This window comes from Massilia sp. NP310 (assembly GCF_019443485.1).
In the GTDB taxonomy this organism is placed as follows: Bacteria; Pseudomonadota; Gammaproteobacteria; order Burkholderiales; family Burkholderiaceae_D; genus Telluria; species Telluria timonae.
In genome coordinates this window covers 365,415-391,694 of the sequence record NZ_CP080379.1, presented here as the reverse complement: position 1 = coordinate 391,694, position 26,280 = coordinate 365,415, and the positions used below count along the sequence as shown (strand labels likewise).

Below are 26,280 nucleotides of genomic sequence, written 5' to 3'. Positions count from 1 at the left end.
CCTGAGCCAAATGACTACCCTCACCTGGCGCTACCGCGGCGGCGTGGCCGCGCGCGCGGTCGCGGCGATCGCCGGCGGCTATGTGCTGACCGCGATCGCCAGCGCCCTGATCGCCATCGCGCTGCCGCTGCCGCGCGCCGACGCCGTCACCCTCGCCACCCTGCTCTCCTTCGTGGTCTATACCTGCGTGATCCTGTGGGTGTTCGCCACCGGCAGCGCGCTGCGCGCCTGGGTCGGGGTGGTCGCGACCAGCAGCGTATTGGGCGCTGTGTTGTGGATTGCCGGGAGGGCGTCATGAAAGAAGGCTTGCGCCAATCGATGGCCTGGGTGCACACCTGGTCGGGCCTCCTGGTGTGCTGGCTGCTGCTGCTGGTGTTCATGGGCGGCACCGCGGCCTATTACAAGCACGAGATCACGTTCTGGATGAAGCCCGAGCTGCACAAGGCGGCCGATGCGCCCTCGCGGGTGACGCCGGCCGAATCGGCCACGCTCGCGGTGCGCGAGCTGCAGCAGCGCGCGCCGAAGGCGAATGCCTGGTTCCTCGACCTGCCGCACGAGCGCAATCCGCTGATCTATGCCAGCTGGACCAACCCGCCCAAAAAAGGCATGACGCGCGAGGAGCGGCGCGCGGCCTTCCGCACCCAGAACTTCACGCTCGATCCGATGACCGGCGAGAACACCGCGGCGCCGCGCGACACCCGCGGCGGCGAGTTCCTGTACCGCCTGCACTTCGACCTGTACTACATGTCCGCCATCTGGGGCCGCTGGATCGTCGGCGTCGCCGCCATGTTCATGCTGGTGGCGATCGTCAGCGGCGTGATCACCCATAAACGCATCTTCAAGGACTTCTTCACCTTCCGTCCCAAGAAAGGCCAGCGCTCGTGGCTGGACGCGCACAACGCCACCGCGGTGCTGGCGCTGCCGTTCCACCTGATGATCACGTACACCGGCCTGGTCACGCTGATGTTCATGTACATGCCCTCGCCCACCAAGGCGCTGTACGGCGCCGAGCAGAGCGCCATGTTCGCGGACGTGTTCCCGAACGCCGAACGGGTGAAGCCGGCGAAGGAGTTCGCGCCGCTGGCCGACATCGCGCCGATGCTGCTGCAGGCCGAGCGCGCCTGGGGCCAGGCGCCGACGCGGATCGTGGTGAGCAATCCGAACGACGCCAACGCCCGGGTCGCGCTGCATCGCCCTTCGGGCCAGCAGTTGTCGAACATCGAACCGACCATGACCTTCGACGGCGTGAGCGGCGCGCTGCTGACCGAGACCGCGCCGATGAGCACCACGCTGGACACGCGCGCCGCGATCTATGGCCTGCACGTGGCCCACTTCGCCGACCCGCTGCTGCGCGCGCTGTTCTTCGTGTGCGGGCTGGCCGGCACCGCGATGGTCGCCACCGGCGCCTTGCTGTGGGGCGTGAAGGAGCGCCAGAAGTACGCCAAGGTGCTGGCCAAGGGCGGCCGGGTCGGCTTCGGGGTGCGCCTGGTCGACGCCCTGAACATCGGCGCCATCGCCGGCCTGCCGATCGCCTTCGCCGTCTACTTCTGGGCCAACCGCCTGCTGCCGGTCGAGATCGCGCAGCGCACGAACCTCGAGGCCAACTGCTTCTTCATCGCCTGGGGCCTGGCCGCGCTGCTGGCGCAGATCCGTCCGACGCGCGCCATGTGGCGCTTCCAGCTGACGCTGGGCGCCGTGCTGCTGGCCGGGATCCCGGTGCTGAATGCGCTCACGACCGATACCCACCTGGGGGTGACCCTGTTCGGCGGTCCGGCCCTGCGCGCGGTGGCCGGGTTCGACATCGTGGTGCTGCTGCTTGGCCTGCTGCTCGGCTGGGCCGCCTGGTGGCTGGGCCGCAAGACGAAGAAGCAGGCTGCTGCCCGGCAGCCGGCCAACCCGGCGCAACCGACGCCACTGGAGATCGCATGAACGCATTGATCCTGAGCGGCGCCGCCCTCGCCTTCAGCGGCTTCGCCGCGACCAGCATCACGATGGACCGCCACTACGCCGACATCCACGGCCGCGGCAAGGAAGCCTCTCGCGCCACCCGCCTGCGCCTGCGCACCCTGGGCTGGATCGGCCTGCTGCTGTCGTTCATGGCCTGCATCGGCGCCAGCGGCTGGCACATCGGCCCGGTGCTGTGGTGCGGCATCCTGTCGCTCGCCGCCTGGACCGTCACCCTGCTCCTGCAATACCACCCGCGCCGGGTAATGCAGGGCGCCTGGATCGGCATTCCCGCCGCCCTGCTGGCCGCCGCACTCCTCCTGCGCAATTAGGGTCAGGCGGGCAGCGAGGTGTTGGGGAGCGAGGCGGAGAAAGTGCTGCCCTTGCCCGGTTGCGAGGTGATCGTCAGCTTGCCGCCATGGCGCAGCAGGACGTGCTTGACGATCGCCAGACCGAGGCCAGTGCCCTGCGTCTCGCGCGAACGGCTCTTGTCGACGCGGTAGAAACGCTCGGTCAGGCGCGGGATGTGTTCGGGGTCGATGCCGATGCCGCAGTCGGTTACCGCAAACGATAAAGCGTCGGCGCCGCGGGTCCAGGCCAGGCGGATCGTGCCGCCGTTTGGCGAGTAGCGCACCGCGTTCGAGGCCAGGTTGGCGAAGGCGCTGCGCAGTTCTTCCATGCTGCCCATCACGTCCGGGCCGTCGACCGACACCTCGATCTGGTGCCGACCGCCCGACAGCGCGCGCGCCTCCAGGGCGATCGAGTCGATCATCGTGCGCACGTCCACCCGCTCGCGCTTCATCGGATACTCGTCCGATTCCAGCCGCGACAAGGTCAGCATGTCCTGGATCAGGCGCTGCATGCGGTGCGCCTGCTCCGTCATCAGGTTCAGGTGCGCCATCCGCGTGGCGACGTCGATGCCCGGATCGGACAGCGCGATCTCGAGGAAGCCCACGATCACCGTCAGCGGCGTGCGCAGCTCGTGCGAGGCGTTGGCGATGAAGTCGCGCCGCATCGCCTCGATGCGCTCGGTGTCGGTGGCGTCGTGCGTCACCAGGATCTGGCGCCGGTTCTCGAACGGGATGATGCGGCATTCCAGCTTGCGGCCACGGAACGACAGCGTCAGCGGCTGCTCATAGCGGCCCAGCACGATATAGTCGATGAAGTCCGGATGGCGCACCAGGTTGGTCACGCGCAGCCCCTTGTCGCGCTCCATCGTCAGGCCCAGGTGCTTCTCGACCGCCGGGTTGCACCACTCCAGGAACAGCACGTCGTCCATGATGGCCACGCCTTCCGGCAGCAGGTGCATCGCCTGGCGAAAGCGCGCCAGCCACTCGGTCAGTTCGGCCTGATGGCGCTCGTCGTCGCGCCGCAGGCGATACAGGCGGGCGAAGGCATCGGTCCAGGCGCCCCAGCCATCCGGCAGGCGCGTGCTGTGCGGCTCGTCGAGCCACTCGCCCAGCTTGTACAGGTAAGACAGTTGCGTGAACACGGCGACCGCCATGCCGGCCAGCGCCAGCGACAGCCCGGCTATGGGGCCGAACCACCACCACACCAGGCCGGCCACGGCGAACAACAGGCCCGTGCGCAGCAGCGCCGGCACCCAGAACAGCAGCTTGGGATTCATCGCGTCCTTCGACACCGCGTTATTTCTCGGACAGCATGTAGCCGACGCTGCGCACGGTGCGGATCAAGCCATCGGCGCTTTTCAATGCCTTCCTCAGGCGCAGCACGTGCACGTCGACCGTGCGCTCCTCGATCACGGCGTGGTCGCCCCACACCTTGTCGAGCAGCTGGGCGCGCGAGAACACGCGTTCCCGATGCGCCATCAGGTACTTCAGGAGCTTGTACTCCGCGTTGCCGATGTCGATCTGCTGGCCCTCGACCGTCACCGTGCAGCTGTTCGGATCGAGCGTCACCGCGCCGGCGCGCAGCGGCGCCTCGGCCAGGTGCGGGCTTTTGCGGCGCAGCAGCGCGCGCGAACGCGCCAGCAGTTCGCGCGGCGAGAACGGCTTGGTGATGTAGTCGTCGGCGCCGTTGTTCAGGCCCGCCAGCTTGTCCTCTTCCATGCTTTTTGCCGTCAACATGATCACCGGCAGGTCCTGGAAGTCGCGGTCGGCGCGCAAGCGCGAGAGCAAACGCAGGCCGCTCTGGTCGGGCAGCATCCAGTCCAGCAGCAGCAGGTCGGGCTTGCCCCGGCTGATGCTTTCCCAGGCGCCGGCGGTGGTGTCGGCGGTGCGGATGTCCCAGCCCGCCTCGCGCAGCGAATAGGTCACCAGTTCGACGATCGCCGGCTCGTCTTCGACCACCAGGACGGAGGTATTGTCCGCCATGCTCAAGCCGCCGGCTGGTCGTCGAGGATCACCTTGCTGTGGCGGATGTCGCGGCCTTCGACCACGTAGATCACGTATTCCGCGATGTTCTTGGCGTGGTCGCCGATGCGCTCGATCGCCTTCGCCACCCACAGCGTGTCCAGCGCCGACGAGATCGTGCGCGGGTCTTCCATCATGTAGGTGACCATGGTGCGCAGGATGGTGCGGAACTCGTGGTCGACCACCTCGTCGCCGGCGATGATCCGCAAGGCCTGCTTGCCGTCCAGGCGCGCGAACGCGTCCAGCGAATCGTGCAGCAGTTCCGAGGTCGCCTTGGCGATGGTGCGGATCATGTCGTAGTGGGCGAAGCCGGCCGTGCCGCGCTCGTGCAGGCTCTTGGCGGTGCGCGCGATCTTGGTCGCCTCGTCGCCGATGCGCTCCAGGTCGGTGATGACCTTGATGGTGGCCATCACGGTGCGCAGGTCGTTGGCGGTCGGCTGGCGCTTGACGATCAGGTGGCTGCAGGCGTCGTCGAGCGAGACTTCGAGCTGGTTGACGGCCTGGTCTTCGGCCATCACGCGCTCGGCGCGCGGGATGTCGCCGATGCGGAAGCACTCGAGCGCGTCCTCGAACTGGGTTTCCACCATGCCGCCCATCAGCAAGACCTGGGAACGGATGCCCTCGAGTTCCTGGTCGTACTGCTTGGATGAATGCTCGCCTGTCATAACTTCTCCGTCAAATATTCTTGTGAAGCCGGCCCTGGCCGGCAAAATGAACAACCGGGTAGGATCAGCCGAAGCGGCCGGTAATATAGTCTTGCGTTTCCTTACGCGCCGGATTCATGAAGATCTGGTCGGTCTCGCCGAATTCGACCAGCTCGCCAAGATACATGTAGGCAGTGTAATCCGAGCAACGCGCGGCTTGTTGCATATTATGGGTCACGATGGTGATCGTGTAATCCTGCTTCAGCTCGCTGATCAGTTCCTCGATCTTGGCGGTCGAGATCGGGTCCAGCGCCGAGGTCGGTTCGTCGAGCAGCAACACGTCCGGCTTGACCGCCACGCCGCGCGCGATGCACAGGCGCTGCTGCTGGCCGCCCGACAGCGACAGGCCGCTCTTGTTCAATTTGTCCTTGGCTTCTTCCCACAGCGCCGCCTTTTTCAGGGCCCACTCCACGCGCTCGTCCATCTCGCCCTTCGACAGGTTTTCGTACAGGCGCACGCCGAAGGCGATGTTGTCGTAGATCGACATCGGGAACGGGGTCGGCTTCTGGAACACCATGCCGACCTTGGCGCGCAGCATGTTGACGTCGACACCTGGCTCCAGGATATTGCGGCCGCGGTACATGATCGAGCCCTCGGCGCGCTGGCCGGGATACAGGTCGTACATGCGGTTCAGGGTGCGCAGCAGGGTCGACTTGCCGCAGCCCGACGGGCCGATGAAGGCCGTTACCTGCTTGGCGTGGATGTCGAGCGAGACATCCTTGAGGCTCTGCGTCTTACCGTAAAAAAAGTTCAGGCCTTCGATTTCGATCGTCTTGGCTTTTGCAGCGGCCGGGGTCGGAGTCGTATTGAGCATGGCTTGGTTCATCACTTTGTCTTTTATCAGGTCGATTAACGCGGAGTTTTTTGGCTGAACAGGGTCCGCGACAGGATGTTCAGCAACAGCACGGTAGCAGTCACCAGCAGTGCGCCGGCCCAGGCCAGCGAGCGCCAGTCGTCATACGGGCTCATGGCATAGGTGTAGATCACGACCGGCAGGTTGGCCAGCGGCGCGTTCATGTCGGCGCTGAAGAACTGGTTGTTCAGGGCGGTGAACAGCAGCGGCGCGGTTTCGCCGGTGACGCGGGCAATCGCCAGCAGCACGCCGGTCACGACGCCGGCCTTCACGGCGCGCAGACGCACCGTGATCGCCACCTTCCAGTGCGGCGCGCCGAGGGCGTAGGCGGCTTCCAGCAGGCTGGCCGGCACCAGGCGCAGCATATTGTCGGTGGTGCGCACGACCACCGGAATCGCGATCAGCGACAGCGCGATCGAGCCGGCGTAGCCCGAGAAGTGCTGCACATTGGCGACGTACAGGGCGTAGACGAACAGGCCGATCACGATCGACGGGGCCGACAGCATGATGTCGGTCACGAAGCGGGTGATCTGCGCGAACTTGTTGTTCTCGCCGTACTCTGCCAGGTAGATACCGGCCAGGATGCCGATCGGGGTGCTCACCAGGGCCGACAGGCCGACCATCATCACGCTGCCGACGATGGCGTTGCGCAAGCCGCCGCCGGGGGTGCCCGGGGCCGGGGTATCGGCCGTGAACAGGGTGGCGCTCAGGCCGCCGAAGCCGTTGTACAGCAGGGTGAACAGGATCCAGGCCAGGAAGGCCAGGCCGATGCCCATGGCGCACACCGACAGCGTGATGCCGATGCGGTGCGCCAGCAGGCGCTTGCGGTAGACGGGGTTCTTGATCGCGGTATTCATATTATTTGGTGCCTTCGCTACGGGACATACCGAGCAACATCAGTTTTGCCGCCGACAGCACGACGAAGGTGATGCCGAACAGGATCAGGGCCAGGGCAAACAGCGACGACGAGTGCAGCGCCGTGGCCGCTTCGGCGAATTCATTCGCCAGGGTCGACGAAATCGAGTTACCGGGCGAGAACAGCGATGCCGACAGCGAGTGCGCATTGCCGATCACGAAGGTGACGGCCATCGTCTCGCCCAGGGCGCGGCCCAGGCCCAGCATCACGCCGCCCACCACGCCGGTGCGGGTATAAGGCAGCACCACCTTGCGCACCACTTCCCACTTGGTGCAGCCCAGGCCGTATGCCGATTCCTTCAGCACGGTCGGCACGATCTCGAACACGTCGCGCATCACCGAGGCGATGAACGGGATGATCATGATCGCCAGGATCAGGCCGGCGGTCATGATGCCGATGCCCATCGTCGGGCCCTGGAAGATCACGCCGATCACCGGCAGCTGGCCGATGGTTTCCTTGAGGGCAGGCTGGACGTACTCGGCGAACAGCGGCGCGAACACGAACAGGCCCCACATGCCGTAGATGATCGACGGCACGCCGGCCAGCAGTTCGACCGCCGTGCCCAGCGGGCGGCGCAGCCAGGCCGGGCAGATCTCGGTCAGGAACAGGGCGATGCCGAAGCTGATCGGGAATGCCACCGCCAGCGCGATGATCGAGGTGGCCAGCGTGCCCCAGATCGCGATCATGGCGCCGTACTGGTCGTTGACCGGATCCCACTCCACCCGGGTGATGAAGCCGAGGCCGAATTCCTTGAAGGCCGGCGCCGCGCCGATGGCCAGCGAGATGATGATGCCGATCAGTACCGCCAGTACCGAAGCGGCGAACAGCCAGGTGATCTTGTGGAAGAAGAAGTCCTGCATGCGCTGGTTGCGCATGGTGCTGCGCAGCGCAGCATGCTGGAGGGCGTCGGCTTCGGCCGCTGCTTTCTCGGGCAGCTCGTTCATGGTCGCGGATGGGTGGGCGCTCATATCGTCGTTAATAGCTTTTTTGTCAATATTGCTGGCAAACGGAAGGGCTGGAACGCGCCAGCCCACCTTGTTTCAAGCAATGCGGATTACCAGAGCGCCTTGCCGGTGGTGTCCTTCAGGTTGGCGCGCCAGGCGTCCTGCACCAGCTTGGTGACTTCGGCCGGCATCGGCACGTAGTCCAGTTCGGCGGCCGACGGGGCGCCGTTCTTGTAGGCCCAGTCGAAGAACTTCAACACTTGCTGGCCCTTGGCGGCCGGCTGGTTCTTGTGCACCAGGATGTACGAGGCGCCAGTGACCGGCCAGGCGCCCTTGCCGGCCTGGTTGGTCAGGATCACGGCGAAGCCCGGGGTGCCTTTCCAGTTGGCGCCGGCGGCGGCGGCCTTGAAGGCGTCGTCCGACGGTTGCAGCCAGGCGCCGTCCGCGCCCTGCAGCTGGGTGTGCGCCATCTTGTTCTTCTTGGCGTAGGCCCACTCGACGTAGCCGATGCCGCCCTTGATGCGCTGCACGTTGGCGGCCACGCCCTCGTTGCCCTTGCCGCCCACACCAACCGCCCACTTGACGGTGGTGCCGGCGCCGATGGTCGATTTCCAGGCCGGGCTGACCTTGCTCAGGTAGTCGGTCCACAGGAACGAGGTGCCCGAGCTGTCGGCGCGGCGCACCACGGTGATGTCGTTGGCGGGCAGCTTGACGCCCGGGTTCAGCGCGGCGATCTGCGGCGCGTTCCACTTGGTGATCTTGCCCATGTAGATGTCGGCGATGACGGCGCCGCTCAGCTTCAGCTGGCCCGGGGCGATGCCGTCCAGGTTCACGATCGGCACCACGCCGCCCATCACGGCCGGGAACTGGAACAGGCCCGCGGCGTTCAGCTCGTTCGCCGCCAGCGGCATGTCGGATGCGCCGAAGTCGACGGTCTTGGCCTTGATCTGCTTGATGCCGGCGCCCGAACCAACCGACTGGTAGTTCAGACCGACGCCGGAAGCCGCCTTGTACAGCTCGGCCCACTTGGCATAGATCGGGTATGGGAAGGTCGCGCCGGCGCCGGTGATGTTGGCGTTCTGGGCGCTGGCGGAGAATGCCGTTGCGGCCAGGGCGATCGAGACGAAGAAGTGCTTCATGCGCATATCGGATCCTTTGGAAGTGACACCACGGGACGATCCCGCTGACGATGCTGCGCAGTCTAACGGGCGAATATGACAGGTTCATGACATATTTGGCGAATGTGACATGAACATGACACGCGCGCAAGGATGTCATCCCTGGGCACAGCGCGGCGCGCGGATGGACGTCGGCGTCAGCCGAATAATGTCATGTTCCGCACCATGGAGCTTGTAAATACACCATTGCCTGCTATCCTGAAAGGGTAGTCATGACATGGAGGGGATGCCGAGAGGCGTTTGGTTTTCAATGTTAGATCTGATGGTGATGGGGATTCTGAGCGGATTGGCCGCCCTCGTGGCGTTCGAGATCTACCAGGAGATCCGCGGCAGTTCCAGCGATTTGCACGACCGCTATCACGAATAGCGAATGGCCCGCTCAGTGGGCCAATACAGCAGGCGGCGAGGCCGATGGCGCTCGCCGCTTGTCGTATACAAGGCGCTGCTATCGGCCTGGCGTTGCCGCCACCGTTACCGCATGAAGCGCGCCAGCGCCGTCACCGCGGCCAGGTCGGGCTGCACGAACTGGAAACCGACCTTGAACTCGCCGTTGCTGAAGATGCAGTACGATACCTTGGCCCGGGCATTGATGGTGACGAAGCTGCCCTCGACCAGCAGGTCGAAGGCCAGCTGGCCGGCCTGCCCGACCGCCAGCGGATCGGCGACACTGATGCTCACGCCGCTGGCGCCGACGTCGGTGGTCTTGCCGCCGATGGGCGGCTGGCCGTCCATGGCGAGCATGGCCTTGGTGCGGTACACCTTGCGTGGAGATTTCCTTTGGTCTTGATACACGTGTTTACCCGAATACAGTGAACAAGACACAATTATAGAATCTTCCAGGAAATCCGACAGCCAACGGCCCAGTCCGCCAGGATCTGGCCGTCAGTCGATCTCGCGCAACTTGCTGAACGCCTCCTCGATGCGCTCGACGGCGATGATGTTCATGCCCTCGATCTTGGCCTTCGGCGCATTCGCTTTCGGGATCAGCGCCAGCGAGAAGCCCAGCTTGGCCGCTTCGCGCAAGCGCTCCTGGCCGCGCGGCGCCGGCCGGATCTCGCCGGCCAGGCCGACCTCGCCGAACACCACCAGCCCGCGCGGCAGCGGCTTGTTGCGCATCGACGAGTTGATCGCCAGCAGCACGGCCAGGTCGGCCGCCGGTTCGGTGATCTTGACGCCGCCGACCGCATTGATGAACACGTCCTGGTCGAAGGCGGCGATGCCGGCGTGGCGGTGCAGGACCGCCAGCAGCATCGCCAGGCGGTTCTGCTCCAGGCCGACCGACAGCCGGCGCGCGTTGGGCAGGTGGCTGGTGTCGACCAGCGCCTGAATCTCTACCAGCAGTGGTCTCGTGCCCTCCTGCGTCACCATCACGCAGGAGCCCGGCACCTGGCTGTCGTGCTGCGACAGGAACAGCGCGGAAGGATTCGAGACGCCCTTCAAGCCCTTTTCGGTCATCGCGAACACGCCCAGCTCGTTCACCGCGCCGAAGCGGTTCTTGATCGCCCGCACCAGGCGGTAGCTCGATTGGGTGTCGCCTTCGAAGTACAGCACGGTGTCGACGATGTGTTCCAGCACGCGCGGGCCGGCCAGCGCGCCTTCCTTGGTGACGTGGCCGACCAGGATCATGGTCACGCCGGTCTGCTTGGCCACCCGCGTGAGCTGGGCCGCGCATTCGCGCACCTGGGCCACCGAGCCGGGGGCCGAGGTGAGCGCATCCGAATACATGGTCTGGATCGAGTCGATCACCACCACGTCGGGTTTGAGGTCGGCGATGGTGCCGAGGATTTTCTCGAGCTGGATCTCGGCCTGCAGCTTGAGTTCCTTGGCGTCCACCGCCAGGCGGCGCGCGCGCAGCGCGATCTGGGCGCCGGATTCCTCGCCGCTGACGTAGAGCGTGCTGCGGACCAGCGACAGGCTCGACAGCGCCTGCAGCAGCAGGGTCGACTTGCCGATGCCGGGATCGCCGCCGATCAGGACCACGCCGCCGGCCACCAGGCCGCCGCCCAGCACGCGGTCGAATTCCTCGATTCCGGTGCCGAAGCGCGGCACGTCGATCGCCTCGATGTCGGCCAGCGACAGCACCGGCGCGGTCTGCGCCAGGCTGCGGTGCGGGGTCTGCGACATGCGGTTGACGCCGGGCGTGTCGACGACGGTCTCGACCATCGTGTTCCAGGCCTTGCAGTCGGCGCACTGGCCGGTCCAGCGGCTGGCGATCGCGCCGCACTCGCTGCAGGTGTAATTGGTTTTTGCTTTTGCCATCGTCTTGATATGGGGTTGGTCGGGCCGCTGTTCAACCGTCGGTGCCGAGACGGCCTTCGGTCACGCGCACGCGCGGCGCCAGCGCGCACATCAGCTCGTAGCCGATGGTGCCGGCGGCCTGCGCCACGTCGTCGATCGGCAACCCGTCGCCCCACAAGGTGACCTTGCTGCCGATGCGGGCGTTGGGGACAGGTGTGAGATCGACGGTCATCATGTCCATCGAGACCCGGCCGACCAGGGTCGTGCGCACGCCGTCGACGATCACCGGCGTGCCGTGCGGCGCGCTGCGCGGATAGCCGTCGGCATAGCCGCAGGCCACCACGCCGATCGTCATCGGCCCATCGGCCTCGAAGCGGCTGCCGTAGCCGACCGTGTCGCCCGGCCCGATGTGCTGGATGCCGATCACTTCCGAGCGCAGGGTCATGGTGGGACGCAGGCCGAAATCCTGGGCGCTGCGGCCGCCCGGCGTGCCGCCGTACAGCATGATGCCGGGCCGGACCCAGTCGTTCGACAACTGGTCGGCCAGTTCGGCCTGGTGCAGCACGCCGCCCGAGTTCGACAGGCTGCGCTCGCCGGCCAGGTCGGCGGCCCCCAGCTGGAACCGCCGCACCTGCTCGGCGATCGTCAGGCGCGGATGTTCCAGTTCGTCGGCATTGGCGAAATGGGTCATGTGGGTGATCGAGCGCACGTCGCGGATCGCGCGCAGGCGCTGCCAGGCGGCGGCGTACTCGGCGGGCGGAAAGCCCAGCCGGTTCATGCCGGTGTTCATCTTGAGGTAGACGTCGATCGGGCGGTACAGCTGGGTGTACTCGAGCAGCTTGACCTGCTCGATGCTGTGCACGGCGGTGGCGATATTGTGCTCGGCCAGCATGGGCACGTCGGCCGCTTCGAAGAATCCCTCTAATAAAAGAATCGGCTTGATCCAGCCGAGTTCGCGCAGGCGGATCGCGCTTTCCAGCTCGACCAGCGCCAGGCCGTCGGCGGTGGCGAAGCCGCGCAGCGCGCGTTCCAGGCCGTGGCCGTAGGCATCGGCCTTGACGACGGCCCAGATCTTGGCCAGCGGCGCGCAGCTGCGCGCCCGGGCCAGATTGTGTTGCATGGAATCGAGGTGGATGGTGGCGAAGAGCGGACGCGGCATGGCAATCTTTTAAGAAAAACGGAGGGAATCCGGTATAAAACGTCAAGTGCCTATTTTACCGGAGCGGGCCGCGCGCCGCCGCCGTGGCCGCGTTTCCGGTTTCGCCGGTCTATGCATTCATGGTATAAAGCAACCCGGACCAGATTTGTGAATTCTCGAATGAACCGTGGTTTCTATACCATCATGGCGGCGCAGTTCTTCTCGTCGCTGGCGGATAACGCGCTCCTGTTTGTCGCGATCAGCCTGCTCGTCGCAATGGACGCCCCGGCATCGCTGACTCCGTTGCTGAAGCTGTCATTCGTGCTGTTCTACGTCCTGCTCGCCGCTTTCGTGGGCGCCTTCGCCGATTCGCTGCCCAAGGGGCGCGTGATGTTCATCGCGAACATCATCAAGGTCGTCGGCTGCGCCCTGATGTTCTTCACCGTCCATCCCCTGCTCGCCTATGCCGTGGTCGGCTTCGGCGCGGCCGTGTATTCGCCCGCCAAGTACGGCATCCTGACCGAGCTGCTGCCGCCCGAAAAACTCGTGCCCGCCAATGGCTGGATCGAGGGACTGACGGTAATGTCGATCATCCTCGGCACCGTCCTCGGCGGCACGCTGGTGAGCGAGCGCGGCACGGCCTTCCTGCTGTCGTTCGACGCCTTCGCCGGCCTGGGCATCACGAGCGGCGCCGAAGCGGCGATGGCGGTGGTGGTCGGCATCTATATCCTGGCCGCCCTGTTCAACCTGCGCATTCCGGACACCGGCGCCCGCTACGAGCACCAGGAGCGCAATCCGGCCAAGCTGATCGCCGATTTCGCCAACTGCTCGGCCACCTTGTGGCGCGACAAGCTGGGCCAGATTTCGCTGGCGGTGACGACCTTGTTCTGGGGCGCCGGCGCGACCCTGCAATTCATCGTGCTGAAATGGGCCGAGCGCTCGCTCGGCATGCCACTGGACAAGGCGACGAACCTGATCGGCGTGGTCGCGATCGGCGTGGCGCTGGGCGCGGCGATGGCGGCGCGCATGATCCCGCTGCGCAAGTCGCTGACCGTGATCCCGATGGGCATCATCATGGGCCTGGTGGTGACCAGCATGGTGTTCGTGACCTCGGTGACGGTGGCCTACCCGCTGCTGGCCCTGATCGGCTTCCTGTCGGGCTTCTTCGTGGTGCCGATGAACGCGCTGCTGCAGCACCGCGGACACGTCCTGATGAGCGCGGGCCACTCGATCGCGGTGCAGAACTTCAACGAAAACCTGTCGATCCTGGTAATGCTGGCCGCCTACGCGATCATGATCACGCTGAACCTGGACCTGAACATCATCATCGTCATCTTCGGCCTGTCGGTCGCCGGCATCATGCTCCTGATCCAGCGCCGCCACACCCTGAACCAGCGCGAACACGATTCGCTCGGACTGATCGGCGAAGGCAAGCACTGACCTCCGGCTCAAATCAGGGAAATCAGGGTCAGTGTCGAATTGTTTGACAACGTTTCGCGCCAGCTATTGCTCGGCGCGCGAACAAGGCGGCTGATTACCATACGCACTTGCTCGGGCAGCGCACTCTGTCCCGGATTGCTCGCTGGCGTGGGGAATTGCTCAATAAATCGACTCTGACCCTAATGCCGCTAAGTTAAAGATCTTTGCGGCATTTTTTCGTTGTAAACGTGGCTCAGAAATGTTAACTTTCGGCCATGCTTTCTGATGCCATCCCCCTCGTCATTGACCTACCTAATCCTCTTGAGTGGAGCCGCCTTGGCGAGCATCTGCCCTACGAATGGGTGGAAGCTGCGTTAGTAGCGAACGATAAAGCGACTATCCGCTCTCGGCGGTTACCCGCGCAGCAGGTCGTCTGGCTAGTCATTGCTCTGGCGATCTATCGACACCGTTCCGTCAAGGACATTGTCGACTCGCTCGACCTGGCATTGCCCGAGTTGGCAGACCGTTGCATCACCTCCAGCGCGACAACGCAAGCTCGACAACGCTTGGGCTCCGAGCCGCTTGAATGGTTGTTTCACAAGTCGTCGCGGCAGTGGATTGCGCACGATGAAGCGCATTATCTGTTCAAGGGCTTGCATCTGCTTGCCATGGATGGCACGACATTGCGCCTGGCAGATAGCCCAGACAATCGCGAGCACTTTGGTTCTCAAATCTACCCCAACAACAAGGTTGCCAGCTATCCACAAGCACGCGGCGTGACCCTGATGATGATGGAAACCCAACTGATCCGTGATGCCCGTTTTGGACGCTACGACATCAGCGAAACGACGCATGCCCACTCTCTGCTCGAGAGCATTCCTGACGACTCGCTCACTGTGTTTGACCGAGGCTTTCTGTCAGCGCAACTACTATGCAATCTCGTCAACCATGGAACGAATCGACACTTCCTTGTTCCCGCCAAGAGCAACACCAAATGGACTCTAATCCTAGGCACGGACGACGATGGCATCGTGGAAATGATTGTCTCGCCTGCTGCACGCAAAAAAGATCCCGCTCTGCCAGAGACTTGGCGCGTGCGCGCCGTAAGAACACCGGATGACGGATCGGGAAAACAGCGGTACCTGCTTACGTCGCTGATGGATAGCAAGAAGTTCAAGGCGGTTGACTTGATTGCTTGTTATCTCCGACGCTGGCGTATCGAAACAAGTTATAGGGAACTGAAGCAGTCAATGATGGGCTCGGAGTTGACTCTGCGCAGCATGACGGTCAGCGGTACCGAGCAGGAAATCTGGGGGGCGATGATCGCTTATAACCTGATTCGCGTTGAGATCGCCAAGGCCGCGCTGGAAGCCAAATGCGAACCGACGAGCATCAGTTTTACTACTGCCCTGATGACCATCCAGAACGAGTTGATGATGACCGGCCCAGCAACAGCACAAGGGAGGATACCGGAGATGCTTAAGCGCTTACGTGGACGGTTGGTACTCGAACTGAAAGCGCAACGACCCGGACGAAAATTTGACCGCGTCGTTAAGGCAGTAGCTCAACGGTATCCAGAAAAACGGCTATCGAGAAAACCTTAACTTAGCGGCATTAGGGTCAGAGTCGATTTATTGGGCAATTCCTCAAAGTTGCCAAACAATTCGACTCCGACCCTCATTGTTTACTGTCGAGTTTGACACCTGAAAAGGCGCGACTCGGGGGCGAATTACTGGGGATTCTGGAAAGTTGTCAAACAATTCGACACTGACCCTCATGGAGAGGGGTGGAGCGATTTCAGCAGGCGCACTTGGGCGGCGCGGGTGCGCCAGTCGGTGGGGACGATGAAGCCGCGTTCGGCTTCTTCGATGAGATCGCCCTGGCGGCGCACGATCGCTACCAGTACCGGCGTGCTGGATGTGTCGAAGGCTTGCGCCAGCGTGGCGCCGAGTTGGGGGCGGGTCAGGAGCCGGTCGGACGACTGCGCAGGTGCTTGCGCCAGATATGGCGCCAGCCATTCCAGCTTGGGCAGGATCAGGAACTCCTCGCCGGGGATGGCGTCCAGTTCGTCGAGGGCGCACCAGAAGCCGCGGCAGTGGCCGGCCGTGATGCCCTGCATTGCCGGCCAGCTGCCGGACGGGTAGAACAGCCAGCCCTTGATCAGGGCTTGCGCCTGGGTCACGGGAAGCGGCAGCAGCGCCTGCGCCGCCGGGTGATCGCCCAGTGCGAGCTGGCGCTCGAATACCTTGCGCATCTTGAGGCCCAGGCTGTCGGCCAGGTTGGGGCCCACGAGGGCGTCGAATTCATTAGAAGCGCCGCCATCGAGCAGGTAGAACTTGGTGGCGAACTCGATATGCGTCAGCGCATCCGGCCCGCGCTCGAGCAGGAAGTCGAACTCGCCCACCGTGTCGTTGCGGGCGGCGCGCACCTGCAGGCCGTGGCGCACCAGGCGGCCCTGCTCGGCGAAATAGAAGGCCATCAGCTTTTCGGCGTACAGCCCGAGGCGGGTGTAGGTCTTGCCGCCCAGCGCCGCCTCCAGCCCGGACGGATCCCGGTCGAGTTGCGCCAGCCAGTCGGCCACGCCAGGTGTCACCGGACCGAGCGTGGCGATGCGGCCAAGCCACTCGGGCGCAGCGACGTCCAGCAGGTCGGGTGAATCGAGCAGCCAGGCCAGCGCGCGCACCGGAGCCCGCCGCAGGTGGCCCCAGCGGCGGTGGAAGGTCGCCTGGTAGGTGCTAGTCGCGTGGTCCAAGGGAGCGTGCCCGGCACAGGTCGGCCCAGGCCAGCGCCTTGTTTTCGCCGCGCAGCAGCAGTTCGCCCGGATGCAGGGTCGCCACCAGCGGCGCCTCGCCCAGGCGATGGACCTCGCCACGGGCGCCGGCCAGCGGCTCCTGCAGCGCGCGGCCCAGCAGGCCGTTGGTCGCGACCTGGCCCAGGGTCAGCACGGTCGTGGCCCCGGTGAGCGCCAGTTCGCGTTCGACGAAGGGACGGCAGGCGGCAATCTCGCCGGGAGTCGGCGCGCGGTCGCCGCCCTTCGCGTTCAGCGGCCGGCACTTGACCAGCGGCGTGACGTAGGCATCGCGCTCGCGCGACAGCCCGACCGCGTGCAGCATATTGTCGAGCAGCTTGCCGGGCTCGCCCGTGAGCGGCTGGCCGGCCTCTTCGTCGAGCGCGCTCGGGGTGCCGGCGGCGATCAGCCAGCGCGCCTGGCGCGGACCGGCGCCGTGCACCGGCTTGCGGCCTGCGCCGCAGGCGCAATCCCTGCAGGCGGCGATCGCCTGGCGCAGCCCGGCCCAGTCCATCGTGGCGACGTCGGGCGCCGCCGGCTCGGGCGCGGCGCTGTCGTCCCAGGCCGATTCATCTTGCACCGGCGGCGGATTGCGGTAAGGCGGCGCGGACAGCGGCGTATGCTCGCGCGCGGCCGGCGCTGGTGCCGCTGCGGGAGCAGGAACTGAGGCAGATACGGGCGCCGGCGCGGGCTCCGCGGCTTCCGGCGCCGCCTCGACGACGGCCGCCTCGGCCACCGGATCCGCCCCGCCCGCCGGCGCATTGCGCGGCTGCCACAGCGGGCCGATGCCCATCTCGGCCAGGAACAGCGCGTCGCGCTGGCTCACGTTCTTCATAATTCCAGCCTCATCACGATCGCGTCCTCGCGGCCCGCCGCGCCGGCCGGATAATAGCCCTTGCGGCGGCCGATCTCGACATAGCCATGCCGCCGATACACTTCCAGCGCCCGTTCGTTCGACGGCCGCACCTCGAGCAGGATCGATGCCATGCCGTGACCGAGCGCGCGCGCCGCGATCTGGTAGAGCAGGCGCCGGCCCAGGCCCTGGCGCTGGCGCTTGCCGGCCACCGCGACGTCGAGCAGGTGCGCCTCGTCGAGCGCGTACATCAACAGATAATACCCGGCCAGCTCGCCGTCAGCGTCGCGCACGGTCCAGCAATCGTAACCGCTGGCCACGGCGTCGACGAAGTTACCGCGGCTCCAGGGATAGGGAAAGACACTGCATTCCAGCGCCCACACCTCGTCCACGTCGGCCGCCGTCATCGGGGCCAGGCTCAAGCCGGTATCCTGCAACTGCGTCATGCGCCGGCCTTGGCCTGGTTGATCGCCTGGCGCTCGGCGCTGGTGTAGGCGACCTTGTTGCGCAGGTAAAGCGGCTGGGCCTGGGCCGCGGGCACGCCCTGCCCGGCCGCCAGCGCGCCGCGCGCCAGCAGCGCCAGCTCGCGCGCGTGCGGCATGATGTCGGCCAGCGCGTCTTGCACGAACGGCTGGCCGGCGAAGGCGTCGGCATACTCGGCGAAGCCGTTGCCGCAGGCCCTCAGGCCTTCCGCCGCGAGCGGCGTCACATCCTGCGGCGCCGACAGCGCCGGCGCCACGACCTCGAGCCACTTGCCGCCGTCGAAGCGGTACTGGGCCCAGTACACCTCGCCCATGCGCGCGTCGAGCACGGCCAGCACCTCATCGGCGCCGGTGGCGGCGCGGCAGGCCTCGGCCATCGCTTCCAGGGTCACCAGCGGCAGCACCGGCAATCTGGCGCCATAGGCCAGGCCCTGGGCCACGCCGCAGGCGGTGCGCACGCCGGTGAAGGAACCGGGGCCGGCGCCGAAGGCGATGGCGTCGCAGTCGGCCAGGGCGATGCCGGCCTCGCTCAAGAGTTCCTGCACCATGGGCAGGACCGATTGCGAGTGGCTGCGCACGCCGGGCGTCGAACGTTCAATGACTTTTTCCCCGACCAGAAGCGCGCAGGACGCCAGCTCGGCCGAGGTTTCGATAGCAAGGATGTTAGGCATTCCGCTATTTTACCTTCTCGGCCCGAGGGCTTCCATGGCGCGACGGCAGATCGCCGCCGCAATGCGCCACCGCGCTGCAACATCGTCCGCAACTCGCTGTACAATGCCGCACATGCAGAGCCTGACCCTCGACTCCACCACCCGCGACGCCGTCGCCGCCGCCGTCCATGGCGACGGCTGGACCGTCGCCTGCCTGTGCGCCGCCTGGTGCGGCACCTGCGCGACCTACCGCGCCACCTTCGACGAGCTGGCGCTGCGCCATCCCGACAAGCAGTTCGTCTGGATCGACATCGAAGACCAGGCCGACCTGGTGGGCGACCTCGACGTCGACAATTTTCCGACCCTGCTGCTGCAGCGCGGCGACACCGTCGCCTTCTTCGGCACCATGGTGCCGGACGGCGGCGTGGCCGACCGGCTGATCCAGGCCCAGGCCGAGCAGGGCGACGACGAACTGGCGCGCCTGGCGCAGTCGAGCGCAGAGCGCCGCGACTGGCAAGAGGAATGCAATCTGCGCGTGCTGCTCGGCGCGCCGGACTGATCCAGCTCCAAGCCTTTCAACCGTCAAGCTGTCCCTGCGCCAGCAGATCACGCGTGCGCCCCAGCGTCGACAGCAAGGCGCTGCGGTAGCCGTTCTCGCCATCCATCCAGGCCTGCTCGGCCTGTTCTTCCGCACCGCCCGGCGCCTTGTCGCGCGGGCCCGAGGCCTGGAAGAAGGTCACCTTGTGTTCCGGGTCGCACGCTGAAACTGACCCAGGAAGGGCTGGCGCTGCACGAGCGCACCCGCGTCTTGCTGGCCGAGATCGACGAGACGGCCGAGGCGATCGCCTCGGGCGCCGACCGCCCGCGCGGCCGCCTGCGCATCAGCGCGCCGCTGCTGTTCTCGCAGCTGCGATGGGCAGGCTGGCCGCCGGCTTCGTCCTGCGCCATCCCACCGTCAAGCTCGAGATCACGGCCGAAGACCGCAGCGTCGACATGGTCGAGGAAGGCTATGACCTGGCGATCCGGGTCGATCCGGATCCGGACGAACTGGCGGCCTGCATCGCCGGCGACTGCCAGGCGCTCAATTCAGTGTCAATGGCAGGCTGCGCAGGCGCTGCCCGGTCAGCTTGAACACCGCCGCCGCCACCGCCGGCGCCACCGGCGGCACGGCCGGCTCGCCCACGCCTTCGGGGTGCGCGCGGCTTGCCATGACGATGGTCTCCACCTGCGGCGCCTGGCCGATGCGCAGCAGCGGATAGTCGCCGAAGTTCGACTGCCGCACCTTGCCTTGTTCGATCGTGATCTCGCCGGCCAGCGCCGCCGACAGGCCGAACACCACGCTGGATTCGACCTGCTGGGCCACGATAGTGGGATTGACCACCAGGCCGCAATCGATCGCGCACACCACGCGGTGCACGCGGATCTCTCTACCGTCGACCGAGACCTCGGCCACCTGGGCCACCATGCTGCCGAACGAGCGGTGCAGCGCCACGCCATGGGCCCGCCGTGGCGGCGGCTGGCCGGCGGCGGCCACTGCCGCGTCCAGCACCGCCAGCGCGCGCGGATGGCGCGCCAGGAGCTTGCGCCGCAAGGCCACCGGATCCTGGCCGCCGGCGTGCGCCACCTCGTCCAGGAACGACTCCTTGAAGAAGGCATTGTGCGAGTGCCCGACCGAACGCCAGTAGCCGATCGGCACGGCGCTGTCGACCGTCACGTGCGCCACGCGCTGGTTCGGGATCGCATATTGATGGTCGTACTCGCCCTCGGCGGTGGTCTTGTCCGGCCCCACGCCCGGCAGGCCCAGGCTGCGTTCAAAGTACTGGTGGCCGATGGCGCCGCTCGCCGACTTGTTGTCCCAGGCCAGGATGTTCCCGCCTTCGTCCAGCTGCGCCGTGAAGCGCGCCAGCGCCGCCGGCCGGTAGACGTCGTGCATGGTGTCCTGCTCGCGGCTCCAGATCAGCTGCACCGGCTGGCCATCGAGCGCCTTGGCGATGGCCACCGCCTGCGCCACCATGTCGACTTCGAGCCGGCGTCCGAAGCCGCCGCCCAGCAACATGACCTCGATCGCCACGTCCTCGCGCGCCACCCCGGCCACGCGCGCGGCGCAGTCGACCGCGATGCTCGGCACCTGGGTCGAGGCCCACAGCCGCACCTTGCCGCGCGTGACCTGGGCGGTGCAGTTGAGCGGTTCCAGCGCCGCATGCGCCAGGAACGGCGCGCGGTATTCAGCGCGCAGCGTGCGCACGGCGCCCTCGACCTCTTGCGCCCCGGTCTCGTGGTACACGTAGCCACGCTCCTCATCGAGCGCGCGCGCCAGGCCGGCCAGGATCCCTGCGCTCGACAGCGCCGCACCTTCGCCTGGCTGCCAGGTGACCGGCAAGGCCTGGGCCGCCTGGCGCGCCTGCCACCAGGTCGACGCCACCACCGCCACGCCGGCCCCGGCGCCGGCGCGCCCCGCGAGCGCGGACGAGACGTCGACCACGGCCAGCACGCCCGGCATCCGGCGCACGGCGTCGGCGTCGAAGGTGGCGACCGTGGCGCCGATCGTCGGCGCCATCGCCAGGGCCGCATACACCATCCCGGCCGGCCGCGCATCGATGCCGAAGCGCGCGCTGCCGTCGGCCTTGGCGCGGCTGTCCAGGCGCGGCTGCGGCCGGCCGATCAGGCGAAACGCCGACGGCGGCTTGAGGCGCACGTCCTGCGCGGTGAGGCCGGCGCCGGCCTGCGCCGCCAGAGAAGCCAGCGCGCCATAGCCGGCGCTGCGGCCGTCGACGTGGATCACGAAGCCATCTTCGGTGCGGCAATCCTCCACACGCGCGTCCCACTCCTGCGCAGCCGCCTTCACCAGCATCGCGCGCGCCACCGCGCCCGCTTCGCGCATCGGCAGCCAGGCGTCGCGCACGCTGCTCGAGCCGCCGGTGAACATGATGCCCAGCTCGCGGCCGATCTTGGCCATCAGCCACTGGGCGCCCTGGGCCGTGCGGCCGGCGTCGTCCGGGTGGAACGGCAAGTTCTCGCGCAGCACCGTGACGTTGGCGTAGATCTTGTCGATCGGCGGCGCGATGACGCGCACCGCGTCCAGGCCGACGTCGAGCTCCTCGGCCACCAGCATCGGCCGTGCCGTGTGCACGCCCTGCCCCATCTCGCTGCGCGGCACCACCACCGACACCGCCCCATCGGGCGCGAGCGCGACCCAGCCATTGAGCGCGACCTCGTCGCCGCCGAGCGCCAGCGGCCGAGAAGGATGCAGGCGCTGGCGCGGCGGCTGCGCGCCCCAGCCGATCAGCAGCGCGCCGCCGGCGGCCAGGCCGGCCAGCAGGAAGCTGCGGCGAGTGGGCTTACGCATCCTGCGTCACTCCCCAGCGCGCCAGGATCTCGTCGTGTGCGAGCGGCTTGCCATACAAATAGCCCTGGGCGAGCTTGCAGCCGTGGCGCAGCAGGAAAGCCGCCTGGTCCTCGCGCTCGACGCCTTCCGCGATCACCGACAGGTTCATGCTTTTGCCGAGCTGGATGATGGCGATCGCGATCGCCTCGTCGTCCGGATCCTGCGGGATGTCCTTGATGAAGCTGCGGTCGATCTTGAGGGTCTGCACCGGCAACTGCTTCAGGTAGGCCAGCGACGAGTAGCCGGTGCCGAAGTCGTCGATCGCGAGGCAGACGCCGATCGCATGCAGGTCGTTCACGTACTGCAGCGCGTCGCCCGTGTTCATGATCGCCGATTCCGTCACCTCGAGCTGCAGGCGCTGCGGCGCCAGGCCGGTGTCCTGCAGCACCGCGGCCACGGCGGTGGCCATGCCGCCGCGCTCGAACTGGCGCACCGACAGGTTGACGGCGATCTTCGGCACCGCCAGGCCGCGCGCTTCCCACGCCACCATCTGGCGACAGGCTTCCTGCAGCACCCACTGACCCAACTGGCCGATGAAGCCGGTGTCCTCGGCCAGCGGGATGAAGCGGCTTGGCGCCACCTGCCCCAGTTCGGGACTGTTCCAGCGCAGCAGGGCCTCGACGCCGACCAGGCGGCCGCTGTCGATCTCGACCTGTGGCTGGTAGGCCAGATAAATCTCGTGCTTCTCGATCGCGCGCCGCAGCAGCGCTTCCATGCGCAGGCGCAGCGCGCCGTCGCCGCTCATCGCCGGGGCGTAGAACCGGTAGCAGTTGCGGCCGCGCGCCTTGGCCTGGTACATCGCCACGTCGGCATTGCGGATCAGGATGTGCATGTCGTTCCCGTCCCGCGGATACAGGCTGATGCCGACGCTGCCGGTGACGAACAGCTCGTGGCCCGAGACCTCGAAAGGCTGCTCGAACATCGCCATCAGCTTGTCGGCCACCCGCGTGGCGCCACGCACGCCGTCGACGTCTTCCAGCAGCAGGATGAATTCGTCGCCGCCCAGGCGCGCCAGGGTGTCGCCTTCGCGCAGGCAGCGCGACAGCGACTGCGCCGCCTGCTTGAGCAAATCGTCGCCCACGTGGTGGCCGAGCGTGTCGTTGACGTTCTTGAAGCGGTCGAGGTCGATGAACAGCACCGCCAATTGCTCGCCGTCGCGTTCGGCGCGCGCCATCGCGTGGCGCAGGCGGTCGTGGTACAGCAGGCGGTTGGGCAGCGCGGTCAGCGCATCGTGGTGGGCCAGGTGATCGAGCTGGATCTGCGATTCGCGCGCGCGCGTGATGTCGCTGAACACGCACACATAGTGGGTGGTGGCGCCGTCGTCGTCGCGCACCGCCGACACCGTGAGCGCCTCCAGGTAGGCTTCACCGCCCTTGCGCGTGTCCCAGATCTCGCCGCGCCAGAAGCCTGACGCGTCGAGCTCGCGCCACAGTTCCTGGTACAGGGCGGGATCGTTGCGACTGCCCGCCGCGTCGTGGGACGACAGGCTCGATGAACGCCCCAATGCCTCGTGCTCGGCATAACCGGTGATGCGGGTGAAGGCGGGATTCGTGGCCACGATCCGGCCATGCACGTCGAGCACCATCACGCCGTCGGCGATGTGTTCCAGGACGTTGGCCGACAGGCGCAGCTTTTCCTCGGCCAGCTTGCGTTCGGTGATGTCGGCGAACACCCAGATGCTGCCCTCGTCGGCGCGGTTCGGCTCCAGCGCACAGCCGCTCATCAGGCACCAGAACAGGCTGCCGTCGCGGTGGCGCAGCTGGCGCTCCTCGCCCAGGTCCATGCCTTTCTCGAGCAGCGGATACTGTTCGACGCCGATGCGTTCGTAGTCGTCGTGGTTCGGATACAGGATCGCGGTCGACTGCCCCACCATGTCGCCTTCGCCGTAGCCGAACAGCTCTTCGCAGCGGCGGTTGCTGGAAACGATGCGGCGCTGGCGCACGAACAGCACGCCGAACATGACGTTGTCCAGGATCGCGCCCTGCTCGGCCAGCAAGGCCTCGATGCGCATCTCGTCGTGGCGGCGCTCGCTGATGTCCGAGATGATGCCGTCCACCCGCACGCCGTCCGGCCCATGCAGCGCCGGATCCCAGGCGGCCTGCGGCTGGCCGCGCTCCTGCACCCAGCGCTCGATGCCGCAGGCGTCGATGATCCGGTATTCCATCTCGTACGCGTTTCCCGACAGGGCCGCGTCGCGGACGGTGCGGTAGTAGAGGCGCCGGTCTTCCGGATGGACGATGGCGGCCCAGTCCGATGTGGTGGCGCACATGAAGCGCGCCGACGGGTAGCCGGTGATCTTCTCGATCTCGTCGCTGACGAATTCGATCGCCCCGCCCGCGCGCACGCGGTAGACGGCGCCCGGGACCTGGGTCACGATGGTGCGGAACTGTTCCTCGCGACGCGCGACGTCGGCGAACAGGTCGCGGATCGCCAGGCGCATGCGCTCCATCTGCTCGCCCAGCTGCCCCAGCTCGTCGTGGGCCGACAGCGCCAGCGGCGTCTCGAAGTCGCCGCGCGCCAGGCGGTCCGAAAAGCGCATCAGCTTGCGCAGCGGCGACAGCAGGCGTCGCCGCAGCAGCAGCGCGATCAGCAGCAGCGACACCGCCAGCTGCAGCGCCAGCACCAGCGCGTAATTGCCCTGCAGCGTGTCGTTCGGGCTGGCGCCCGCGCGCTGCTGCAGGCCGACCAGCAGGTAGCTGCCAACCACGGCGGGAGCCAGCAGGCCGGCGAACACCACCAGCAGCAGCGCACCGTACAACGAACGGCCATACAGCGAACGCAGGCGGGACGGGGTGCGGGCGGCGGGACTCGACATGGATGCGGGACTGGGCCTGCTAAGCCCGATGCATAAAGGATGGCCAGATTATGCACAGTTGCTTGCCGGGAGTCACTAATTATGCGGTCGAATGCGTCAACGGCGCGCGACAAGACTTGTTATGATCGCGATGCTATTGGACTAACCAGAATAGGAGAACCAAATGAGCCATTCCCTGTACGCCGCCTCGGTGCCGGTGTTCCGCCAGCTGCTGGGCAGTCTCGCCGCAGTGCTTGATAAAGCCGAGGCCCACGCCCAGGAACGCCGCATCGAGCCGGACGCCCTGCTGCAGGCGCGCCTCTACCCCGACATGTTCCCGCTGGCCAGGCAGGTCCAGATCGCCACCGACTTCGCCAAGGGCGCGAGCGCGCGCCTGGCCGGGGTCGAGCCGCCGCGCTACGAGGATGGCGAGCACACCTTTGCCGAGCTGCAACAGCGCATCAGCAAGACGCTGGACTTCATCGACAGCTTGAAAGCGGCGGATGTGGAAGCCGGCGCCACCCGTCCCGTCACCCATGGCAGCGGCGAGCGGGCGCGCCATTTCGACGACGGCGCGCGCTACCTGACGCACTTCGCGCTGCCGCAGTTCTTTTTCCACGTGACGACGGCGTACGCGATCCTGCGCCACAACGGCGTCCCGATCGGCAAGAAGGATTTCATCGGGGGCTATTGAGCCCCGCGCTTAACTATTCCGGCGCGGATAACCCTGCGCCAGGATGCGCTGCCACACGACTTCCTTCGCGGCGGCGTCCATCGACACCCAGTTGGCGACTTCGGCGACCGTGCGGCCGCAGCCGCGGCATACCTCGTCGAAGGTGGTGGAGCACACCGCCACGCACGGGGTGTCGGGACGTTCGGGCAAGGGCGCCGTGGTGGCGCCGTCTTCAGGCCGGGCCGACATCGAGCTTGTCCCAGCCTTCATGGCCGAGCTTTTCCATGGTGGCGATGTTCTTCTCGAAGATCGCTTCCGCTTCCGGGAAGGCGTCGACCGCGCGCGCGATGCTGTCCTCGCGCAGCAGGTGCAGGATCGGATACGGGGCACGGTTGGTGTAGTTCGAGATATCGTTGGCGTCGGTGTCCGCGAACTGGTAGTCCGGATGGAAGGACGCCACCTGCAGCTCGCCGTCGAGCTGCATGTCCTCGACCGCGACATCGGCCACGTCCAGGAATTCGTTGTAGTCCTCGAAATCGTTCAGCACGAAGGGATGGATCAGCAAGGTCGTGTCGACCTGCTCCGGGCTGGTGTCGGACAGGTGCTGCAACTCGTCCATCAAGGTTTCAAGCAATTGCTCGGGCGTGGTGGCGTTCGAGACGACGTAGCGTACCTGCTCCTTGACATAGACCGACTTGGCGAAGGGACAGAGATTGAGGCCGATGACGGCCCGCTCCAGCCACTTGCGGGTGGCGGCGACGATGGCGTCATCGTCGGCGTTCAGATTGGGGGTGCTCATGGTGAAGCTTTCGAAAGGCGAACTGCAAAGCCTGGATTGTACGCACTCTTTGCGCCGACTCATAGTTGGACCCATCCATGGCGTTAAGGTTTGCCAGACGCGACCGTTATTCGAGGTGGGTCGGGCAAAAAGCGTCCTGCTCGTCAATAT

The 26,280-nt window shown here is 66.5% G+C and carries 26 protein-coding genes and 1 pseudogene; 8 read left to right on the top strand and 19 right to left on the bottom strand.

All coding sequences use genetic code 11. The annotated features are described in order from the left end of the window. Window positions 1–10 precede the first annotated feature (10 nt). Genes KY496_RS01830 through KY496_RS01820 form a run of 3 tightly spaced genes read left to right on the top strand, consistent with a single transcriptional unit; the run spans window position 11 to window position 2,276 of the window. A complete protein-coding gene (locus KY496_RS01830; protein ID WP_005669741.1) occupies window positions 11–298 on the top strand; it encodes a hypothetical protein in 288 nt (95 codons plus the stop codon). Continuing rightward, window positions 295–1,929, top strand: coding sequence for a PepSY domain-containing protein (locus KY496_RS01825; RefSeq protein WP_005669739.1), 1,635 nt, complete (start codon window positions 295–297; stop codon window positions 1,927–1,929). Before KY496_RS01830 ends, KY496_RS01825 begins: the two co-directional genes overlap by 4 nt. After that, window positions 1,926–2,276: a DUF3325 domain-containing protein gene (locus KY496_RS01820; RefSeq protein ID WP_005669737.1), complete on the top strand. Its 351-nt coding sequence runs from the start codon at window positions 1,926–1,928 to the stop codon at window positions 2,274–2,276. The genes KY496_RS01825 and KY496_RS01820 overlap by 4 nt, the downstream gene beginning before the upstream one ends. 2 nt (window positions 2,277–2,278) lie before the next feature. Here KY496_RS01820 and phoR read toward each other — a convergent pair whose 3' ends face one another. The 10 genes from phoR to alr form a co-directional block, all read right to left on the bottom strand. After that, window positions 2,279–3,571 (bottom strand): phosphate regulon sensor histidine kinase PhoR, encoded by a 1,293-nt coding sequence (gene phoR / locus KY496_RS01815; protein WP_005669735.1) that lies wholly within the window; start codon window positions 3,569–3,571, stop codon window positions 2,279–2,281. A gap of 19 nt (window positions 3,572–3,590) precedes the next feature. After that, window positions 3,591–4,277, bottom strand: coding sequence for a response regulator (locus KY496_RS01810; protein ID WP_005669733.1), 687 nt, complete (start codon window positions 4,275–4,277; stop codon window positions 3,591–3,593). A gap of 2 nt (window positions 4,278–4,279) precedes the next feature. After that, window positions 4,280–4,981 carry a phosphate signaling complex protein PhoU gene (phoU, locus tag KY496_RS01805; RefSeq protein ID WP_219863606.1) on the bottom strand — a complete coding sequence of 234 codons (702 nt, stop codon included), beginning with the start codon at window positions 4,979–4,981 and terminating at the stop codon, window positions 4,280–4,282. Between the two features lie 64 nt (window positions 4,982–5,045). Next, window positions 5,046–5,834: a phosphate ABC transporter ATP-binding protein PstB gene (gene pstB, locus KY496_RS01800; RefSeq protein WP_174348361.1), complete on the bottom strand. Its 789-nt coding sequence runs from the start codon at window positions 5,832–5,834 to the stop codon at window positions 5,046–5,048. A gap of 35 nt (window positions 5,835–5,869) precedes the next feature. After that, on the bottom strand, window positions 5,870–6,730 hold the full coding sequence (gene pstA / locus KY496_RS01795; RefSeq protein ID WP_005669726.1) for a phosphate ABC transporter permease PstA: 861 nt from the start codon (window positions 6,728–6,730) through the stop codon (window positions 5,870–5,872). 1 nt (window position 6,731) lies between these two features. Continuing rightward, entirely contained in the window at window positions 6,732–7,733 is a 1,002-nt protein-coding gene (pstC, locus tag KY496_RS01790; RefSeq protein ID WP_040777679.1) for a phosphate ABC transporter permease subunit PstC, read from the bottom strand. Window positions 7,734–7,843: 110 nt separating this feature from the next. Then, complete coding sequence (gene pstS / locus KY496_RS01785) at window positions 7,844–8,878, bottom strand: phosphate ABC transporter substrate-binding protein PstS (protein WP_005669722.1); 1,035 nt, start codon at window positions 8,876–8,878, stop codon at window positions 7,844–7,846. Between the two features lie 504 nt (window positions 8,879–9,382). After that, on the bottom strand, window positions 9,383–9,703 hold the full coding sequence (locus KY496_RS01780) for a PilZ domain-containing protein (RefSeq protein WP_219863604.1): 321 nt from the start codon (window positions 9,701–9,703) through the stop codon (window positions 9,383–9,385). Window positions 9,704–9,793: 90 nt separating this feature from the next. Beyond that, window positions 9,794–11,170, bottom strand: a complete 1,377-nt coding sequence (gene radA, locus KY496_RS01775; protein ID WP_005669717.1) for a DNA repair protein RadA — start codon at window positions 11,168–11,170, stop codon at window positions 9,794–9,796. 31 nt (window positions 11,171–11,201) lie between these two features. Continuing rightward, window positions 11,202–12,308: an alanine racemase gene (gene alr, locus KY496_RS01770; RefSeq protein WP_005669714.1), complete on the bottom strand. Its 1,107-nt coding sequence runs from the start codon at window positions 12,306–12,308 to the stop codon at window positions 11,202–11,204. A 159-nt stretch (window positions 12,309–12,467) separates the two neighbouring features. Between alr and lplT the strand changes: the two genes are divergently transcribed. Further along, a complete protein-coding gene (gene lplT, locus KY496_RS01765) occupies window positions 12,468–13,727 on the top strand; it encodes a lysophospholipid transporter LplT (protein ID WP_071363251.1) in 1,260 nt (419 codons plus the stop codon). A 254-nt stretch (window positions 13,728–13,981) separates the two neighbouring features. Continuing rightward, a complete protein-coding gene (locus KY496_RS01760; RefSeq protein WP_005667704.1) occupies window positions 13,982–15,310 on the top strand; it encodes an IS4 family transposase in 1,329 nt (442 codons plus the stop codon). 170 nt (window positions 15,311–15,480) lie between these two features. On the opposite strand, the gene KY496_RS01755 is transcribed toward KY496_RS01760, so the two are convergent. From KY496_RS01755 to tsaB, 4 genes are read right to left on the bottom strand one after another with little or no spacing between them, the layout of a single operon-like run. Then, window positions 15,481–16,458 (bottom strand): DUF1853 family protein, encoded by a 978-nt coding sequence (locus KY496_RS01755; RefSeq protein ID WP_219863603.1) that lies wholly within the window; start codon window positions 16,456–16,458, stop codon window positions 15,481–15,483. After that, window positions 16,442–17,329, bottom strand: coding sequence for a uracil-DNA glycosylase family protein (locus KY496_RS01750; protein ID WP_219863601.1), 888 nt, complete (start codon window positions 17,327–17,329; stop codon window positions 16,442–16,444). The genes KY496_RS01755 and KY496_RS01750 overlap by 17 nt, the downstream gene beginning before the upstream one ends. Beyond that, entirely contained in the window at window positions 17,326–17,793 is a 468-nt protein-coding gene (gene rimI / locus KY496_RS01745) for a ribosomal protein S18-alanine N-acetyltransferase (RefSeq protein ID WP_005669706.1), read from the bottom strand. The genes KY496_RS01750 and rimI overlap by 4 nt, the downstream gene beginning before the upstream one ends. Then, window positions 17,790–18,500: a tRNA (adenosine(37)-N6)-threonylcarbamoyltransferase complex dimerization subunit type 1 TsaB gene (tsaB, locus tag KY496_RS01740; protein WP_219863599.1), complete on the bottom strand. Its 711-nt coding sequence runs from the start codon at window positions 18,498–18,500 to the stop codon at window positions 17,790–17,792. Before tsaB ends, rimI begins: the two co-directional genes overlap by 4 nt. Before the next feature lie 112 nt (window positions 18,501–18,612). Here tsaB and KY496_RS01735 point away from each other — a divergent pair, with 112 nt between their 5' ends. After that, complete coding sequence (locus tag KY496_RS01735) at window positions 18,613–19,038, top strand: thioredoxin family protein (protein WP_040777825.1); 426 nt, start codon at window positions 18,613–18,615, stop codon at window positions 19,036–19,038. Between the two features lie 16 nt (window positions 19,039–19,054). On the opposite strand, the gene KY496_RS01730 is transcribed toward KY496_RS01735, so the two are convergent. Then, window positions 19,055–19,219 (bottom strand): hypothetical protein, encoded by a 165-nt coding sequence (locus KY496_RS01730; RefSeq protein ID WP_219863597.1) that lies wholly within the window; start codon window positions 19,217–19,219, stop codon window positions 19,055–19,057. A gap of 14 nt (window positions 19,220–19,233) precedes the next feature. Between KY496_RS01730 and KY496_RS01725 the strand changes: the two are divergent. Further along, a pseudogene (locus KY496_RS01725) lies at window positions 19,234–19,526 on the top strand (LysR substrate-binding domain-containing protein); the annotation flags it as partial. 34 nt (window positions 19,527–19,560) lie between these two features. On the opposite strand, the gene KY496_RS01720 reads toward KY496_RS01725, so the two are convergent. Further along, window positions 19,561–21,825, bottom strand: a complete 2,265-nt coding sequence (locus KY496_RS01720) for a molybdopterin cofactor-binding domain-containing protein (RefSeq protein ID WP_219863596.1) — start codon at window positions 21,823–21,825, stop codon at window positions 19,561–19,563. Further along, a complete protein-coding gene (locus tag KY496_RS01715) occupies window positions 21,818–24,679 on the bottom strand; it encodes an EAL domain-containing protein (RefSeq protein WP_184239499.1) in 2,862 nt (953 codons plus the stop codon). The genes KY496_RS01720 and KY496_RS01715 overlap by 8 nt, the downstream gene beginning before the upstream one ends. A gap of 163 nt (window positions 24,680–24,842) precedes the next feature. Between KY496_RS01715 and KY496_RS01710 the strand changes: the two genes are divergently transcribed. Next, entirely contained in the window at window positions 24,843–25,352 is a 510-nt protein-coding gene (locus KY496_RS01710; RefSeq protein WP_219863594.1) for a DUF1993 family protein, read from the top strand. A 9-nt stretch (window positions 25,353–25,361) separates the two neighbouring features. On the opposite strand, the gene KY496_RS01705 is transcribed toward KY496_RS01710, so the two are convergent. Then, on the bottom strand, window positions 25,362–25,580 hold the full coding sequence (locus KY496_RS01705; protein ID WP_219863592.1) for a DUF1289 domain-containing protein: 219 nt from the start codon (window positions 25,578–25,580) through the stop codon (window positions 25,362–25,364). Next, window positions 25,564–26,130 (bottom strand): DUF1415 domain-containing protein, encoded by a 567-nt coding sequence (locus KY496_RS01700; protein ID WP_219863590.1) that lies wholly within the window; start codon window positions 26,128–26,130, stop codon window positions 25,564–25,566. The genes KY496_RS01705 and KY496_RS01700 overlap by 17 nt, the downstream gene beginning before the upstream one ends. Window positions 26,131–26,280: the final 150 nt, after the last annotated feature.